General features: G+C 63.1%; 16 protein-coding genes and 1 pseudogene. 7 read left to right on the forward strand and 10 right to left on the reverse strand.

The genetic code is table 11. The features are described from left to right. The first annotated feature begins 10 nt into the window (after positions 1 to 10). Positions 11 to 448 carry a YybH family protein gene (locus AC0L2Y_RS16590; protein ID WP_473557803.1) on the forward strand — a complete coding sequence of 146 codons (438 nt, stop codon included), beginning with the start codon at positions 11 to 13 and terminating at the stop codon, positions 446 to 448. Between the two features lie 160 nt (positions 449 to 608). Here the strand turns inward: AC0L2Y_RS16590 and AC0L2Y_RS16595 are convergent. From AC0L2Y_RS16595 to AC0L2Y_RS16605, 3 genes and pseudogenes are all read right to left on the reverse strand, one after another. Then, positions 609 to 713: pseudogene (locus AC0L2Y_RS16595) on the reverse strand (transcriptional regulator); the annotation flags it as partial. A 73-nt stretch (positions 714 to 786) separates the two neighbouring features. Next, positions 787 to 1,281 carry a hypothetical protein gene (locus tag AC0L2Y_RS16600; RefSeq protein ID WP_473557806.1) on the reverse strand — a complete coding sequence of 165 codons (495 nt, stop codon included), beginning with the start codon at positions 1,279 to 1,281 and terminating at the stop codon, positions 787 to 789. Positions 1,282 to 1,303: 22 nt separating this feature from the next. Then, positions 1,304 to 2,122, reverse strand: coding sequence for a class I SAM-dependent methyltransferase (locus AC0L2Y_RS16605; RefSeq protein WP_473557808.1), 819 nt, complete (start codon positions 2,120 to 2,122; stop codon positions 1,304 to 1,306). A gap of 95 nt (positions 2,123 to 2,217) precedes the next feature. Here AC0L2Y_RS16605 and AC0L2Y_RS16610 point away from each other — a divergent pair, with 95 nt between their 5' ends. After that, positions 2,218 to 3,126: a LysR family transcriptional regulator gene (locus tag AC0L2Y_RS16610; RefSeq protein ID WP_473557810.1), complete on the forward strand. Its 909-nt coding sequence runs from the start codon at positions 2,218 to 2,220 to the stop codon at positions 3,124 to 3,126. Positions 3,127 to 3,208: 82 nt separating this feature from the next. Here the strand turns inward: AC0L2Y_RS16610 and AC0L2Y_RS16615 are convergent, their stop codons facing one another. Next, complete coding sequence (locus AC0L2Y_RS16615) at positions 3,209 to 4,231, reverse strand: substrate-binding domain-containing protein (protein WP_031213013.1); 1,023 nt, start codon at positions 4,229 to 4,231, stop codon at positions 3,209 to 3,211. A gap of 362 nt (positions 4,232 to 4,593) precedes the next feature. Here AC0L2Y_RS16615 and AC0L2Y_RS16620 point away from each other — a divergent pair, with 362 nt between their 5' ends. The 5 genes from AC0L2Y_RS16620 (at position 4,594) to AC0L2Y_RS16640 (ending at position 11,154) form a co-directional block, all read left to right on the forward strand. Beyond that, positions 4,594 to 5,949, forward strand: coding sequence for an ABC transporter substrate-binding protein (locus tag AC0L2Y_RS16620; RefSeq protein WP_352452249.1), 1,356 nt, complete (start codon positions 4,594 to 4,596; stop codon positions 5,947 to 5,949). A gap of 228 nt (positions 5,950 to 6,177) precedes the next feature. Continuing rightward, positions 6,178 to 7,191 carry a carbohydrate ABC transporter permease gene (locus AC0L2Y_RS16625; RefSeq protein ID WP_473557814.1) on the forward strand — a complete coding sequence of 338 codons (1,014 nt, stop codon included), beginning with the start codon at positions 6,178 to 6,180 and terminating at the stop codon, positions 7,189 to 7,191. A gap of 1 nt (position 7,192) precedes the next feature. Further along, positions 7,193 to 8,347, forward strand: coding sequence for a carbohydrate ABC transporter permease (locus tag AC0L2Y_RS16630; protein WP_473557816.1), 1,155 nt, complete (start codon positions 7,193 to 7,195; stop codon positions 8,345 to 8,347). 4 nt (positions 8,348 to 8,351) lie between these two features. Beyond that, the gene (bglA, locus tag AC0L2Y_RS16635; protein ID WP_473557819.1) at positions 8,352 to 10,016 is read left to right on the forward strand and encodes a beta-galactosidase BglA; all 1,665 of its coding nucleotides are present in this window, start codon (positions 8,352 to 8,354) and stop codon (positions 10,014 to 10,016) included. 25 nt (positions 10,017 to 10,041) lie between these two features. Continuing rightward, positions 10,042 to 11,154, forward strand: a complete 1,113-nt coding sequence (locus AC0L2Y_RS16640) for an ABC transporter ATP-binding protein (protein WP_023680224.1) — start codon at positions 10,042 to 10,044, stop codon at positions 11,152 to 11,154. 79 nt (positions 11,155 to 11,233) lie between these two features. On the opposite strand, the gene AC0L2Y_RS16645 is transcribed toward AC0L2Y_RS16640, so the two are convergent. From AC0L2Y_RS16645 to AC0L2Y_RS16670, 6 genes are all read right to left on the reverse strand, one after another. Beyond that, positions 11,234 to 11,473 carry a DUF680 domain-containing protein gene (locus AC0L2Y_RS16645; RefSeq protein WP_473557822.1) on the reverse strand — a complete coding sequence of 80 codons (240 nt, stop codon included), beginning with the start codon at positions 11,471 to 11,473 and terminating at the stop codon, positions 11,234 to 11,236. A 69-nt stretch (positions 11,474 to 11,542) separates the two neighbouring features. Continuing rightward, positions 11,543 to 11,749 carry a DUF680 domain-containing protein gene (locus tag AC0L2Y_RS16650; RefSeq protein ID WP_473557824.1) on the reverse strand — a complete coding sequence of 69 codons (207 nt, stop codon included), beginning with the start codon at positions 11,747 to 11,749 and terminating at the stop codon, positions 11,543 to 11,545. A gap of 71 nt (positions 11,750 to 11,820) precedes the next feature. Continuing rightward, on the reverse strand, positions 11,821 to 12,024 hold the full coding sequence (locus tag AC0L2Y_RS16655) for a DUF680 domain-containing protein (protein ID WP_473557827.1): 204 nt from the start codon (positions 12,022 to 12,024) through the stop codon (positions 11,821 to 11,823). Between the two features lie 440 nt (positions 12,025 to 12,464). Further along, positions 12,465 to 13,211 carry an FAD-binding oxidoreductase gene (locus AC0L2Y_RS16660; RefSeq protein ID WP_473557829.1) on the reverse strand — a complete coding sequence of 249 codons (747 nt, stop codon included), beginning with the start codon at positions 13,209 to 13,211 and terminating at the stop codon, positions 12,465 to 12,467. Next, positions 13,208 to 13,819 (reverse strand): molybdopterin-dependent oxidoreductase, encoded by a 612-nt coding sequence (locus AC0L2Y_RS16665; RefSeq protein ID WP_352490408.1) that lies wholly within the window; start codon positions 13,817 to 13,819, stop codon positions 13,208 to 13,210. Before AC0L2Y_RS16665 ends, AC0L2Y_RS16660 begins: the two co-directional genes overlap by 4 nt. A gap of 133 nt (positions 13,820 to 13,952) precedes the next feature. Beyond that, entirely contained in the window at positions 13,953 to 15,491 is a 1,539-nt protein-coding gene (locus AC0L2Y_RS16670) for a DegQ family serine endoprotease (RefSeq protein ID WP_473557832.1), read from the reverse strand. Between the last annotated feature and the right edge of the window lie 288 nt (positions 15,492 to 15,779).

A 15,779-nucleotide genomic window follows, 5' to 3' on the forward strand; every position in this document is an offset into this window, starting at 1 on the left:
GGAGGATGACGTGTCCCTCGACGCCAGTGACTTCGATCAAGCAGTTGAAAAATACCACCTGGCCCTGGATGAGTTCATGAAAGGAAACCCCGCGCCAGCGAAGAAGCTCTTTTCCCAACGAGACGACGTAACACTGGGCAATCCCTTTGGCCCTTTCGCGCATGGATGGGAGCAGGTCGTTGAGACGATGGAGCAAGCGGCATCGAACTACAGGGACGGCGATGCTACCGGCTTCGAGAACATAGCGAAGTGTGTGACGTCTGAGCTGGCATACATCGTCGAAGTGGAGCGGCTCAGGTCCAAGGTTGGCGGTCGGAGCGATGTCACGCCTCTTGCGTTACGCGCGACGAGCGTCTTTCGCCCAGAAGATGGTCTGTGGAAGATTGTGCATCGTCACGCCGATCCGATAACGACGGCTCAGCCGGCCGATTCGGTACTCCGCCGATAGTGGTTGTGGTATCGGGGAAGCGATCGATCTCCTTTGCTGCTGCAGCGCGGCTATTCTTCAGTCCGTTCTCTGCTTAGGGTTGGCCCGCGTCATCGGGCTCGCAGGGGCGGACGGCCGCTCTGGGTCGAACTCGGTCGCCCGGAGTGATCGAGTTATGCTCCTAGGCCGGCGCGCCGGCGACTGATCCCCTGACCACCAGGTCGAACGGCCAGACCTCGCCGCGCGCCCCCTCCTCCAGGCCGGAAATGCGCGCCGCCAGCCGTTCCGGCTTCAGGACTATGATTTCGGCTTTGCCTGCTGGACACCAAGGCGGCCGAGGCGGCCAAGAAATAGCCCGCTCAAGTCGCGTTTTGCCGGGGACGTGCCAGAAAATAAAACGCAGTGATGTGCGTGATCATCAGCAGCGGTGCGTAGATGATCGGGATCGCGTAGGTTGCGCCCAGTTCCCCCGCGCGTGCAGGAAGCCCGATCTGAATGGCGTGGTAATAGTCGACGATGAGGTCGACCGTCCCTACGACGTTGAAGGCGACGACCAACGGCCAGAAGAGCGGGCGTATCCTCACCGTGAGCAGCGCCAGCATGGCCAGCACCCCAGTCACGAAATCGCCGTAGGCGGCGAACACGGCGAAATCAGCGGGCAGATTGGGGCTTATGACGCCCGGAACCATGAAGACGAGCCCGAAGAAGCGGAAGCTGTGGAGGGTAGCGATGGCGCGTTGCGCCGCGACCCGGTCCATCGACCTGAGCCACGGCAAACCGTACGCCCCGAAGCAAAGCAGCCACGCGACATAGCCGAGAACAAGATGGGTTTGGAACACCATTTCCGTGGACATTAGCCTTCTCTCAACAGTTGGTTCACGCGGCCTCGAACACCGCGGTCAGGACGCCGAGCCGGCCTTGCATGAGATTTCGTCCCAGGTTGGTCGAAAGCTGAGCGAAGTCCGGTCCCATCACCACGCCGAGATTTGGTGAAGGCGGCGGCCCGGATGCGCGCAGTTGCGCGAACCAGGCCTTGGCGGTCTCGGTGTCGTCTTGCCACGCCAGCACGCGGAAGCCGGCCGGTTCGATCGCCTGGCCCGTCGCTTCGGCTGTGAGGAGGAAGCTCGTCGCCGGCGTTCGCGCCCAAGGCAGCGGATAGTGCGGCTCGCCAATGGCCGAGACGACGTCGAAGGTGGCAAACCTGCCGCCTGGTTTCAGCACGCGCCGGATCTCGCCGTAGAGCCGCGCCCGGTCGGAGATGTTCATCGCCACATGCTGCAGCAGCACGACGTCGAAACGGCTATCATCGAATGGAAGCTCCAATGCGCTGGCGGTCTGAAACGACAGCTGCCCGCTTTGTCCCGTGCGCTCGGTCAGATAGCGCGCAGCATCCACGAAAGGCTCGCTGAGGTCCACGCCGGTAACCCGGCAGCCATAGGTCGCAGCCAGAAAGCGCGCCGGCCCGCCGACGCCCGAGCCGACGTCCAGAACCGACGTGCCGGCCGCGATCCCCGCCAATTGGGCAATCTCGGCGGTCGAGGCAAGCCCACGGGTGTGAAACTGGTCGAGGGTGCCCAATTGCTGGGGCGTAAGAAGCTGATCCTCCGGGCCGAGGGCAGCCAGCACCGTCTTCAGCCGCTCGGTCAGGCCGGTCGCGCGATAATGGTCGCGCACGCCATCAAGTTCATCGGTCATTGCAATATATCTCCTGGGCAAGATGTCTCCTGGCTTGCAGCTCTTACCTAAGCCCGCTTCCATAATCCGACTATCCGCTGTAATCAGAACAACCTATGAAGCAGGACTACACAATCCGGCGTGGTGCACTGGAGGGCGTCGAGGTGTTCCTGGCTGTCGCCAGGCACCGCAATTTCCGCCGTGCCGCCGCCGATCTCGGCGTGACGCCGTCCGCCGTGAGCCAGGCGGTGCGCACGCTGGAAGCCCGCATGGGTGCGGCGCTGTTCGCCCGCACGACGCGGAGCGTCGGTCTGACCGAGGCCGGCCAGCGCTTCCTCGATCGCGCCGGCCCTGCCTTCGAGGAGATCGCCGCGGCCGGCGAGGCTGCGCGCGACGTCGGCCAACGGCCGACCGGGCTGCTGCGCCTGTCCGTGCCCCGCGCCGTCGTGCCGTTGATCCTGGAGCCGATGATCGCGTCGTTCTGCCGAGCTTATCCCAAGATCGAACTGGAGATCGCCGCGAGCGACGAGATGGTCGATCTCGCGACCGGCGGGTTCGACGCCGGCATCCGCCTCGGCCAGCTCATCGCCGCCGACATGGTCGCGGTGCGGCTGACCCCGCCGTTCACGTTCGTGGTCGTCGGCAGCCCTGACTATCTCGAGCGCCACGGCTACCCCGAACGTGTCGACGACTTGCGCCACCACGCCTGCCTGCGCTTGCGCCGCTCGAACGGCGCCATCGCGCCCTGGACCTTCGCCGACGGCAACGGTGCTATCGAGGCGATCATCTCAGGCCCACTGATCGCGCACGACTATCCAACGTTGCTCGGGGCTGCGACAAAGGGCGTTGGGCTGGCGCAGACGCCTCGACCCGTCGCCGAAGGTCCGATAGCCGAAGGAAAACTCAGATCGGTGCTGGACGACATCGCTGCGACGACGCCGGGCGTCTTTCTCTACCATCTTGGCAAGCGCCAAGTCCTGCCGAAGCTGCGCGTCTTTATCGATCACCTCAAGTCCGGGGCCTGAGACATAACGCATGGCGATTGCCTGTGCTGCCAACAGCCACCCAACGGCGACTTTGGTCGTTCAAAGTGATTGAGTTATGCCCCTAGGCCGGCGCGCCGGCGACCGATCCCCTGACCACCAGGTCGACCGGCCAGACCTCGCCGCGAGCGCCCTCCTCCAGGCCGGAAATGCGCGCCGCCAGCCGTTCGGCGATGCGTGCGCCGGCCAGGCGGATCGACGAGCGCGTCGTCGACAATGGCACCGAAAAATTTTCCGGCTTCAGCCAGGGAAAGACGTCGTCATGGGCGATCAGCGACAGGTCGCCCGGAATGGTCAGGCCGAGATCGCGCACCGCGCGCACCACGCCGAGCGCCATGATCAGGCTGGAGCAGGCGATCGCCGTCGGCGCGTCGCTTTGTTCCAGCAGGCGCCTGGCGGCGCGGTAGCCGTTCTCCTCGGTCATGGTGAGGGAACAGACATGCTGATCACGAAGCACCAGGCCGCTTGCCGCAAGCGCGCGCCGCACGCCGCGCTCGCGATGGATGGCGAAGGTCTCGCGATCGTCGCCATTGATCAGTGCCAGCCGCCTGTGCCCGAGTTGCACGAGGAGCCGCGCCGCCTCGTGGAAGGCGCCCTCATTGTCGATGTCGGTGAAGGGGTAGTCGAAATCGAAGCCTTCGCTGCGGCCGTGGACGATGAAGGGAATGCCGAGCGTATTGACCAGCGCCACCCGCCGGTCGGCCGGCCTCGGCGAGGAGATATAGACCGCGTCGACCTGCCGGTTGGCGACGATGCGGCGGTAGGTCGTCTCCTGGTCGTCGGCATCGGCCGGTGATAGCACAAGGTCGAGCTCGTGCGAACGCGCATAGTCGCCGAGGCCGGACAGGAACTCGACGAAATGCGGGTCGATATCGACGGTCGTTCCGGTCGGCAGCACATAGCCGATCATGCCGGTCTTGCCGGTCGCCAGCCGGCGCGCGCTCGGATTGGGGCGATAGCCGTGACGCTTGGCGGCATCGACCACCCGCCGGCGCGTTTCCTCGTTGACTTCCGGGTAGCCGTTCAATGCACGGCTCACCGTGGTCTGCGAAAGCGCCAGCATGTGGGAGAGCTGCTTGAGGTTCACCGGAGGCCTCCAAACCTCAAAGCGCTTTTAATCTGAATCGATCTGGCCGCCACGAACCGCGCTGCCGAGCGCAATGACCATACGCACGGTTCGGACCGGTTTGAAGCCGAATTTGCTGCTGCACCGCCAGAAAACTGTGCTGCAGCGCACTTTCGCCGGCAATCGGCTGCAGAAATTAAATCGATTAAGCCGGCTCCCTCTTGACTCCGGATTAATTCAGTGGCGAGATCAAAATCACCAAAGCGCTTTGGAAGACTCCACGAAAGGTTGCAGTTCCTTTCCGACTGAGTCACAGTCCTGCAGCGCCGGCGGACGGAATGGAGGTTTCGTTCGGTGTTTGTCACCACTGGGAGGGAATACCGATGAAGAAAATGCTTCTGCTGGGCGCTGCGTTTGCCACGCTCGCCCTGGCCATGCCCGCGCAAGCCGAACTGAAGTTCAAGCCGGGCGAAGATCCCCGTTTCAACTGGGCCAACTACGAAGAGCTCAAGAAGGTCGACCTCAAGGGCGAGACGCTGACGATCTTCGGACCGTGGCGCGGCGAGGACGAAGGGCTGATCCGCACCGTCCTCGATTACTTCTCCGAAGCGACCGGCGCCGAGATCAAGTACTCCTCGTCGGAGAATTACGAGCAGCAGATCGTCATCGACACGCAGGCCGGCAGCCCGCCCAACATCGCCGTGCTGCCGCAGCCGGGCCTGATCCAGGATCTGGCATCGAAGGGCCTTTTGACGCCGCTCGGCGACGACACCGCCAACTGGGTCAAGGACAATTACGGCGCCGGCCAATCCTGGGTCGACCTCGGCACCTTCAAGGACAAGGACGGCAAGCCAGGCTTCTTCGCCTTTCCCTACAAGGCCGACGTGAAGTCGCTGGTCTGGTACTCGCCGGACAATTTCGAGGAAGCCGGCTACAAGGTGCCGAAGACGCAGGAAGAGCTTGCCGAGCTCGAAAAGAAGATCATCGCCGACGGCGGCACGCCATGGTGCATCGGGCTTGGTTCGGGCGGCGCCACCGGCTGGCCGGCGACCGACTGGGTCGAAGACATCATGCTGCGCACCCAGACGCCCGAGACCTACGACAAATGGGTGAAGAACGAAATTCCGTTCAACGATCCGGCCGTGGTCAACGCCATCGACATTTTCGGCAAGATCGCGACCGATGACAAGATGGTCGAGGGCGGCGCCAAGGCGGTTGCGGCGACCGATTTCCGCGACAGCCCGAAGGGCCTCTTCTCGGTGCCGCCGAAATGCTATCTGCACCACCAGGCATCGTTCATCCCGACCTTCTTCCCGCAAGGCACCAAGATCGGCGAGGATGCCGACTTCTTCTATTACCCGCCCTACGCCTCCAAGCCCGAGCTCGGCACTCCGGTGCTCGGCGCCGGCACGCTGGCCATGATCACCAAGGATAGCAAGAGTGCCCGCGCGTTCATCGAATTCCTGAAGCTGCCGCTCGCTCATGAGATCTGGATGGCACAGGGCGGCTTCGTGACGCCGTTCAAGTCGGTCAACAAGGACGCCTATGCCAGCGACGCGCTGAAGAAGCAGGGCGAGATCCTGGCCAACGCTTCGACCTTCCGCTTCGACGGGTCCGACCTGATGCCGGGCAAGATCGGCGCCGGTGCGTTCTGGACCGGCATGATCGACCTGGTCGGCGGCAAGTCCGCCCAGGACGTCGCCACCGACATCCAGAAAAGCTGGGACGCGATCAAGTAAGCGGCCGGCCTGAGTTCCCAATCTGATGCGATCCGGGCCTCAAAACGGCCCGGATCCTACCCGGTGCTTGGCGTCGCGTCGATTGTCGTGAGTACAATGCATTCCGGCATGACGCGCGCCCAGTGACCTGCTTTTCGGCTGGTCGCGCTCCAGACAACTGAATCGGCGCATGATCCCGTCGCCAAAGCCATTCTCGACTGGCGGATCCGTGCGCAGGGGGAGGGACCCATGGCGGCTCAGATTTTTTCGGCGATATTCGTCATCATCATCGGCGTGGGCGGCTGCGTCGCCTATTTCTGGGGCGCCAACAAGGCACTCGACACGATCTTTCCGGCACGCGGCGTTTCCGGCAAGGCGGCGATTAACAATCTGCGCCGGCAGGGGGTGATCCGGCCCTGGCTGTTCGTCGGCCCGGCGATGATCATCCTCACTATCTATCTGATCTACCCGGTGGTGGAGACGCTGAGGCTGTCGTTCCTCGATCGCGGCGGCGCCCATTTCGTCGGCTTCGCCAACTATCAATGGGCGTTCGGCGACCGCGAGTTCCGCAACTCGATCCTCAACAACATTATCTGGCTGGCGGTGGTGCCGGCCGCCTGCACCTTCCTCGGGCTGATCATCGCCGTGCTCACCGACAAGATCTGGTGGGGCACCATCGCCAAGAGCCTGATCTTCCTGCCGCTGGCGATCTCCTTCGTCGGCGCCAGCGTCATCTGGAAATTCATCTACGAGTATCGCGGCGACGGGCAGACGCAGATCGGCCTGCTCAACGCCATCATCCAGTATTTCGGCGGCCAGCCGCAGGTCTGGATTTCGCTGCCGTTCTGGAACAATTTCTTCCTGATGATCATCCTGATCTGGATCCAGACCGGCTTTGCCATGGTCATCCTGTCGTCGGCCTTGCGCGGCATTCCGGAAGAGACGCTGGAAGCCGCCGTCATCGACGGCGCCAACCCTTTCCAGATATTCTGGAAGATCATGGTGCCGCAGATCTGGGGGACGATCGCCGTGGTCTGGACCACCATCACCATCCTGGTGCTGAAGGTTTTCGACATCGTGCTGACCATGACCAACGGCCAGTGGAACAGCCAGGTGCTGGCCAATCTGATGTTCGACTGGATGTTCCGCGGCGGCGGCGATTTCGGCCGCGGCGCCACCATCGCCATCATCATCATGATCGCGGTCATTCCGATCATGGTCTGGAATATCCGCCAGGCGAACAAAGAGACGGAAGGACATTGAGATGGCCGTGGCGACCGGGAAGTCCTTTGTCAGCCGTTTCGGCGTCCATATCGCCGTTTTCATCTTCGTTGCGATCTGGACGATCCCGACGCTCGGCATTCTGGTCTCGTCGCTGCGCGACAAGGATCAGATCATCGCTTCGGGCTGGTGGAACTCGTTCACCAGTTCCAGCCAGACGGAAGCCGGACGGCTGCCGCCCGCCTCGGCGCAGGTCGAGAAGGACGGCAAGTTCGTCCTGCAAGGAAATATCTTCGGCGACGGCCCCGCCCGCAACATCAGCGCCTTCGGCGTCAAGTCGGCAGCGCCGACGCAATATCCCGCCGGCACGACAGCCGATCTCGGCGACGGCGTGACCTTGCAACTCAATGCCGACGGCAGTTTCGTCATGACCTCGCCGAAGGCTTTCGAAGGCGAACGCGGCCAGCGCGTCTATTACGCCTCGTCGGCGCCGCCGAAATTCACCACCGACAATTACGACACGGTGCTGTTTTCGGAAGGCATCGGCCGCTCCTTCATGAACTCGCTGACCGTCACCATTCCTGCCACCGTCATCCCGATCCTGATCGCCGCGTTCGCCGCCTACGCGCTGGCCTGGATGCGCTTTCCCGGCCGCGCCCTGCTCATCGCCGTCATCATCGGCCTCCTGGTCGTGCCGCTGCAGATGTCGCTGATCCCGCTGTTGAAGCTCTATAACGGCGTCGGCAGCTTCTTCGGCGTGCCGTCGAAGACCTATCTCGGCATCTGGCTGGCGCATACCGGCTTCGGCCTGCCTTTCGCCATCTATCTCCTGAGGAGCTATATCGCCGGCCTGCCACGCGAGATCATGGAATCGGCGCGCATCGACGGCGCCAGCGATTTCGAGATCTTCGTCAAGATCGTGCTGCCATTGTCGTTCCCGGTGCTGGCCTCGTTCGCCATCTTCCAGTTTCTCTGGGTGTGGAACGATCTGCTGGTGGCGATGGTTTTCCTTGGTACCGAGGGCGACCAGATCGTGCTGACCGCCAAGCTCAATGCGTTGCTCGGCTCACGCGGTGGCGACTGGGAGATCCTGACGACATCGGCCTTCGTCACCATCATCGTGCCGCTGATCGTGTTCTTCTCGCTGCAGCGCTATTTCGTCCGCGGGCTGCTTGCCGGCTCGGTGAAAGGAGGTTGAGATCATGCAATCCGCTTTGAAGGCCACCCCGAAGCCCGATCTCGCTATCGATCGCGACTGGTGGCGAGGTGCCGTGATCTACCAGATCTACCCGCGCAGCTATCAGGATTCGAACGGCGACGGCATCGGCGACCTCAGGGGCATTATCGGCCGGCTGGCCTACATCGCCTCGCTCGGCGTCGACGCCATCTGGATCTCGCCATTCTTCAAATCGCCGATGAAGGATTTTGGCTACGACGTGTCGGATTATTGCGACGTCGATCCGATGTTCGGCACGCTGGCCGACTTCGACGCGCTGACCGCAGAGGCGCATCGGCTTGGCCTCAAGGTGATGATCGACGAGGTGCTCTCGCACACCGCCGACATCCATCCGTGGTTCAAGGAAAGCCGCTCGAGCCGCAGCAATCCAAAAGCCGACTGGTATGTCTGGGCGGATGCCAAGCCGGACGGCACGCCGCCCAATAACTGGCTGTCGATCTTCGGCGGCTCGGCCTGGCAGTGGGACACCAGCCGCCAGCAATATTATCTGCATAATTTCCTGGCCGAGCAGCCCGACCTCAATTTCCACAGCCGCGCGGTCCAGGACGCGCTGCTCGACGTCACCCGCTTCTGGCTGGAGCGCGGCGTCGACGGCTTCCGCCTCGATACCATCAATTTCTATTTCCACAGCCAGGGCCTGGAAGACAATCCGCCGCTGCCGCCCGAGCAGCGCAACGACCAGACGGCGCCGGCCGTCAACCCCTACAACTACCAGGACCATCTCTACGACAAGAGCCGGCCTGAAAACCTCGGCTTCCTCGAACGCTTCCGCGCCTTGCTCGACGAATATCCGGCGACGGCTGCGGTTGGCGAGGTCGGCGATTCGCAGCGCGGGCTGGAAGTGGTGGCGGCCTATACGGCCGGCGGCAAGCGCGTGCATATGTGTTACTCCTTCGACTTCCTGGCGCCGGAGAAGATCAGCGCGGCAAAGGTGCGCTCGGTGCTGGAAACCTTCGGCAAGGTGGCCAGCGACGGCTGGTCGTGCTGGGCCTTCTCCAACCATGACGTGATGCGCCCTGCCTCGCGCTGGGCAGCCGGCGAGCCCGACCCGACCGCCTACCTCAAGGTTATCTCGGCGCTGCTGATGTCGTTGCGCGGCTCAGTCTGCATCTATCAGGGCGAGGAGCTCGGGCTTAGCGAGGCCGAGCTCAGCTTTGAGGATCTGCAGGACCCATACGGCATCCGCTTCTGGCCGGAATTCAAAGGCCGCGACGGCTGCCGCACGCCGATGGTTTGGGACGGCGCTGCCCGCAATGGCGGCTTCTCGACGGCAAAGCCCTGGCTGCCGGTGCCCAGCAAGCACCTTGCGCAAGCCGTCAATGTGCAGCAGGGCGACGACGGCTCGCTGCTCGAGCACTACCGGCGCTTCCTGGCTTTCCGCCGCGCCCATCCGGCACTGGCCAAGGGTGATATCGAGTTCATCGAAAGCGAGGGTGACACCGTCGCCTTCACGCGCCGCGAAGGCAACGAGCAGATCGTCTGCGCCTTCAATCTCGGAGCAAAGCCGGCCGAGGTCGATCTTGGCGGCCGCTCACGGCAGCCCTTGCCGGGACACGGGTTTTCGGGACAGACTGGCGCCGGCACTATCCGCCTCGGCGGCTACGGCGCCTGGTTCGGGCGTATCGACTGAATTCAAGGAAGAACTGGAGGGTACCATGGCCGATGTCACGCTAAGGCAAGTGAGGAAATCATATGGCAATCTCAACATTCTGCACGGCGTCGACCTCGACATAAAGTCGGGCGAATTCATCGTCTTCGTCGGCCCCTCTGGTTGCGGCAAGTCGACCTTGCTGCGCTGCATCGCCGGGCTGGAAGAGATCACCTCGGGCGAGCTCAAGATCGACGGCGAGATCGTCAACGACGTGCCGCCGTCGAAGCGCGGCATCGCCATGGTGTTCCAGTCCTATGCACTCTATCCGCACATGACCGTCTACGACAACATGGCCTTCTCAATGAAGATCGGTAAGGAAAGCAAGGCCGAGATCGACAAGCGGGTGCGCCAGGCGGCCGAGATCCTGCAGCTGACCAAATATCTCGACCGTCTGCCCAAGGCGATGTCGGGCGGCCAGCGCCAGCGCGTCGCCATCGGCCGCGCCATCGTGCGCAATCCCAAGGTCTTTCTGTTCGACGAGCCGCTATCCAATCTCGACGCGGCGCTGCGTGTCGCCACCCGCATCGAGATCGCCAAGCTCAAGGAATCGATGCCGGCGACAACGATGATCTACGTCACCCACGACCAGGTCGAGGCGATGACGCTGGCCGACCGCATCGTGGTGCTGAAGGAAGGTCATATTGAACAGGTCGGCACGCCGATGGAGCTCTACAAGCGGCCCGGCAATCTGTTCGTTGCCCAGTTCATCGGCTCGCCGGCGATGAACATCCTGCCGGCAACGATCGACAAGACCGGCAACCCGACGGTCGTCAGTCATGTCGGCGGCCGCAAGGCAACGGTGCCGATCGCAACGCCTGCCTCGGCGAAAGGCGCTGCGGTGAGCTTCGGGGTGCGGCCGGAGGATCTGATGATTGCCACCGGCGCCGACTATTTGTTCGAAGGGACGGTCGATTATGTCGAGCAGCTCGGCGAGGTCCAGCTCGTCTATGTCGACATCGGCCGTGCCGACCTGCCGCTGGTGACCAAGCTGCCGGGCAATGTCGAGGTCAAGCGCGGAGCGACGCTGCGGCTGACGGCGGACGCCGGAGACCTGCATATTTTCGACGCGGACGGGCGCTCTTTCGCGCTCCATGAAGCAGAAGCAAAGGCGGCTTGAGGCAGGCGTCTTTTGGTATGCAAAAAACAAGAGCGGCGGGCATGGCCCGCCGCTCTTGTCTGGAATTACAGTTAGGCTGTTAGTTATTGCCGAAGAGGTTGCGGTCGGCGCCCTGAGGCGCGGACTTGGGTACATCGCCAGACGAATTCAGCAGCTTGTAGATCGGCGAGTTGCTGTCACGCACCGAATACGTCTGCGTGTTGTCGACATTGACGGTCGCCTGCTTGTTGATGTCGGTCCCGCCAACACTATCGTTGCGGGCATAAGCGCTGCCGGCCGCAATCAAGAGAGCGGCGGCAGTGAGAACAATCTTTTTCATTTTGGGTACTCCTGGATTTCTCGGATCCAGGCGGCGGGCATGCCGCCGCCTTGATGGTGGGATCGGCTGTTAGTTGTTGCCGAAGAGGTTGCGGTCGGCGCCCTGGACGACCGGCTGCTTTTCAGTATGGTCCGACGTCCTGACGGAAGCCGTGTACGAGCTATCGACGGAAGGCGCAGGCTGGTTGGCTCCGTTGGAACCAAAATTGTCGCTGCCAGCGAAGGCGCTGCCGGTGATGGCCAAAACGGCGGCCGCAGCAAGAACGATCTTTTTCATCTTAATACTCCTGAATTTTTCAAATCCCCGGACGGCGGATATGCCCGCCGCCCTGATGTTGGGATCGGCTGTTAGTTGTTGCCGAAGAGGTTACGGTCGGCGCCCTGGACAGGCTGCTCGTCAGCATGAGCCGGCTTCTGAATGGAAGCCGTATACGAGCTGTCGACCGAAGCGACAGGCTGGTTCGCAGCCTTGGAACCAAAGTTGTCGCTGCCAGCGAAGGCGCTGCCGGTGATGGCCAAAACGGCGACGGCGGCAAGAGCGATCTTTTTCATTTTAGTACTCCAGTATCTTAGTTTTCCGTCCGTCTAGCGGCGTGTCTTGGGAGGAATTCGCGTCGTCCGGACAGCCCCGATGTGGGAAAGCCAATGGCCAGTTTCCAATCACGAAGTTGTTTGGTGTGGACCAAGAATCTACACCTTGAAATTGTGCCAGGGATTCCCTTCGCCACAATTTTACTATTTGAAATCAATTAGATAACGCATAACCTCGGTCTGGCTGCAAGCGACTTGGGCAGGCAGCGTTCACAGCGTCCTGCACGCATTGTCAACAGAAACGAACCGTTCGGTTCGATTTTTTAAACCGATAAAAGTCGCAGCCGGGGTTGTTTGTCGAATCGTTAACCATCTCAGCCAAACGCGGCCTCGCCGTTCTGCCGGTTTTCTGCCCGTTTATGCCGGCCGGCGAAGGCAGCAACCGGGCAAGCAGAACCGGGTCAGACCCCGTAACGTTCGGTGCGGATGAGAGCCGCAGGCACCCCGGCATCGATCAGCGCGTCGGCGGCGGCCGTCACGAATGCGTTCGAGCCGCAGACAAAGGCGAGCTTCGGTGGCGCGGGCAGCCTCGTCATGGCTTGCACCATCATCGCGGCGTCGATCCGCCGCGCATAATCCGCCGGACGGCGGGCCGGCTCGCGCGTCAGCGTCAGCACCAGGTCGAAGCCATCCCGGCGCTCGGCGAGGTCGATCAACTCGTCGCGAAAGATCACCTCGTCCCAGACCCGCGCCGAAAACACCAGGGCGGCCGCGACCAGCGATCCCCGCATCGCCCGGTGACGGACCATCGACATCAGCGGCACCACGCCCGACCCACCGCCGACGAGCAGGAGCGGTCCGCCATCGTCGTCGGACCAGACGAAATGGCCGCCGAGCGGCCCGCGCAACTCGACCTCGTCGCCCACCGCCGCGATCTCGTGAAAGAACGGCGAGACCTCGCCGTCCTCGAGTTTTTCAATCGCCAGCTCGATGGTCTCGCCGGTCTCCGGCGCCGAGGCGATGGAATAGGAGCGGCGCGCCTGATAGCCGTCCGGCGCCGTCAGCCTAACATCGACATGCTGCCCGGCCCGATAAGCGAAGGGCCGCGATGGCTGCAGGAAAAAGCTGGTGACACGCGGCGTGCGCTTTTGGATGCGGGTGATGGTGACCGTCTGCCAGGGCGACTGCGCCGCCGGTGCGTCGCTCATGGATCGTTCGTGTAGCGCTGCTCGCGCCACGGGTCGCCATAGATATGATAGCCTCGCAATTCCCAGAAACCCGGCTCGTCACGCTCGGTGAACTGCAGCCCGTTCAGCCATTTGGCCGATTTCCAGAAATAGAGATGCGGAACGAGCAGCCGCGCCGGGCCGCCATGGTCAGGCGTGATCGGCCTGCCCTCGTAAAGCAGCGCCACCATCGCCTTGCCGCCGGTAAGATCCTTCGTCGGCACGTTGGTGGAATAGCCGTCGAAACCCAGCGCCAGCGTGAAGGCGGTGGGCGGCTCGATGCCGGCGTCGGCAAGGATGTCGTCGACCAGCACGCCCTGCCACGCCGTGTCGAACTTGGTCCATGCGGTGACGCAATGGATGTCGCGCGTCATCTTGGTCAAGGGCAGCGCGTTGAACTCGGCCCAGTCCCACTTCTTGATCGGCCGCGGCCCGTGCTTAAGCGTGAACGACCAATCCTCGGTGCGCACATGCGGCGTCGGGCCGGCCGACAGGACCGGGAAACCTTGCTCGAGATATTGCCCCGGCGGGATACGTGCATCCGTATCCGTCGGCGGCTTTCGTCCGGAAGAGAAGCCTCGGGTAACCATCGAGAATATCCGTTTGCGCAGGGTCCAGTCGACCTTTGTCAGTTTTCTCGAAGACGCGCGCGCGGGCAACCGAAATCTTGGCTCCGGCCTGGCGACAATGCTCTACATCGATCTTGGCAGCGCGGCGCCCGCTTCAGCCACTGGCGAAGGGGACGGCGACAAACATCTGGGCGTCGCCGCGCTCGACAAGCAGCAGCACCGATTTCCTGCCGGATTTGGCGGCCTGCACAATCGCCTGGTTAGCCTGCCTGGCGCTCCTCACCGGATGCTGGTCGACGGCGACGATGATGTCGCCGGGCTGGATGCCGGAAGCCGATGCCGCCTTGTTCGGGTCGACGCGCTCGACCAGCGCGCCGTGCTGGTTGCCGGCCAGGTTCATTGCCTGGCGAACATCCGGGGTGACATCCGTCAGGCCGAGGCCGAGCGCCGGTGCGCGAAGGCCCTGCCCCGTCGACGGCTGACCCTGATCGCCGGTCACCGATCCCGTCGTCATGTCGTCCTCGTTGCGCCCGACCTCGACGGAGATCTGCAGGCTTTGCCCCTTGCGCCAGACATTGAGGGTTTCCCTCGTACCGGGCGCAATTTCGGCGACGGCGCGCGACAGGTCCCTTGGATCCTTTATGTCCTGGCCGGCGAAGCTGGTGATGACGTCGCCGGTCTCGATGCCGGCCTTGGCGGCCGGCGATCCGTCGCTGACCTGCGCGACCAGCACGCCGGCGGGGTGATCGAGGCCGATGGCGCTCGCCATGTCAGGCGTCACCGGTTGGATCTGGACGCCGAGATAGCCGTACTGGATGGAGCCGCCCTTCATCAGTTTGGCGACGACCTTTTGCGCCTGGTCGGAGGGAATGGCGAAGCCGACGCCGACGCTGCCGCCATTCGGCGAAAAGATCGCCGTGTTGATGCCGACGACATTGCCGTTCACATCCGTCAGCGGGCCGCCGGAATTGCCCCGGTTGATCGGCGCGTCGATCTGGATGAAGTCGTCAAACGGCCCGCTATGCAGGTCGCGGCCGCGCGCCGAAACGATGCCGGCCGTGACCGTGGTGCCAAGGCCGAAAGGATTGCCGAAAGCGAGCACCTGGTCGCCCGGCATGAGCCTGTCGGAATCGCCCCATTTGACGGTCGGCAAGGGCTTGCCGGACTTGACCTTGAGCACGGCAAGATCGTTCTTGGCGTCATGGCCGATCAATTTGGCGGGAAGCTCGGTGCCGTCGTCGAGCGTCACCTTGATCGACTGGGCGCCGTCGACGACGTGATTGTTGGTGACGATAGTGCCGTCGTCGCCGACGATGAAGCCTGAACCGAGGGCCTCGGTGCGCGGCGCCTGCTCCGGCGGTGTCTTGGGGGCGGGCTGTCCCTGGTCATCGAAGAAATGGCGGAAATAATCGTCGAAAGGCGAGGTTCCGCCAAAGGGAGAGGCGTCGCTCATGGTGTCCGGCTGTTGGGCTTTCATGACCGTCGTGATGGTCACCACCGCCGGTTTGTCGGCCGCCACGACCGGCGCGAACGAGCCGCTCGGCGCGGTCATGCCGGTGACGGGTGGGGTGACTGTTGCCGCCAGGACATCATTCAGCCTGGGAGCGAGGGGCAGGGCGAAGGGGCTGACGATCAGCGCGGCGCCCAGCAGAGCGGCGACGCGATGTCTGCGAAGGGTCTGGATTGGTGACATGGCCGTTGTCCGGGCGAGAGATTGATCGGGCGCCGCAGCGTTCCGTCACCGGAACGCTCTACCGGCGTGTCGGCCTTGCCTGTCTCGCCTGGCACGGCGGCCGACCGGATCGACAGCCCCGCATCTAGGGCGCCGATCGTGGTTTCCAGATAATATTACGAAGATTTAATTTCCGGCTGGCAGCCGCCTTGCGCGTTGGCGCCGAAGCCCTAATCGGGATAGGGGGGAGCTTCGCAGTTCCTCCCCTCCCACACCACCCTGCGTACGGGTCCGTACAGGGCGGTTCGG

Source organism: Mesorhizobium sp. WSM4830 (assembly GCF_055811495.1).

Coding starts and splice junctions, on each gene's coding strand:
- AC0L2Y_RS16600 (WP_473557806.1), bottom strand. CDS start 1,281: ATGTCCACGGAAATGGTGTTCCAAACCCATCTTGTTCTCGGCTATGTC.
- AC0L2Y_RS16605 (WP_473557808.1), bottom strand. CDS start 2,122: ATGACCGATGAACTTGATGGCGTGCGCGACCATTATCGCGCGACCGGC.
- AC0L2Y_RS16610 (WP_473557810.1), top strand. CDS start 2,218: ATGAAGCAGGACTACACAATCCGGCGTGGTGCACTGGAGGGCGTCGAG.
- AC0L2Y_RS16620 (WP_352452249.1), top strand. CDS start 4,594: ATGAAGAAAATGCTTCTGCTGGGCGCTGCGTTTGCCACGCTCGCCCTG.
- AC0L2Y_RS16625 (WP_473557814.1), top strand. CDS start 6,178: ATGGCGGCTCAGATTTTTTCGGCGATATTCGTCATCATCATCGGCGTG.
- AC0L2Y_RS16630 (WP_473557816.1), top strand. CDS start 7,193: ATGGCCGTGGCGACCGGGAAGTCCTTTGTCAGCCGTTTCGGCGTCCAT.
- bglA (WP_473557819.1), top strand. CDS start 8,352: ATGCAATCCGCTTTGAAGGCCACCCCGAAGCCCGATCTCGCTATCGAT.
- AC0L2Y_RS16640 (WP_023680224.1), top strand. CDS start 10,042: ATGGCCGATGTCACGCTAAGGCAAGTGAGGAAATCATATGGCAATCTC.
- AC0L2Y_RS16645 (WP_473557822.1), bottom strand. CDS start 11,473: ATGAAAAAGATTGTTCTCACTGCCGCCGCTCTCTTGATTGCGGCCGGC.
- AC0L2Y_RS16650 (WP_473557824.1), bottom strand. CDS start 11,749: ATGAAAAAGATCGTTCTTGCTGCGGCCGCCGTTTTGGCCATCACCGGC.
- AC0L2Y_RS16655 (WP_473557827.1), bottom strand. CDS start 12,024: ATGAAAAAGATCGCTCTTGCCGCCGTCGCCGTTTTGGCCATCACCGGC.
- AC0L2Y_RS16660 (WP_473557829.1), bottom strand. CDS start 13,211: ATGAGCGACGCACCGGCGGCGCAGTCGCCCTGGCAGACGGTCACCATC.
- AC0L2Y_RS16665 (WP_352490408.1), bottom strand. CDS start 13,819: ATGGTTACCCGAGGCTTCTCTTCCGGACGAAAGCCGCCGACGGATACG.
- AC0L2Y_RS16670 (WP_473557832.1), bottom strand. CDS start 15,491: ATGTCACCAATCCAGACCCTTCGCAGACATCGCGTCGCCGCTCTGCTG.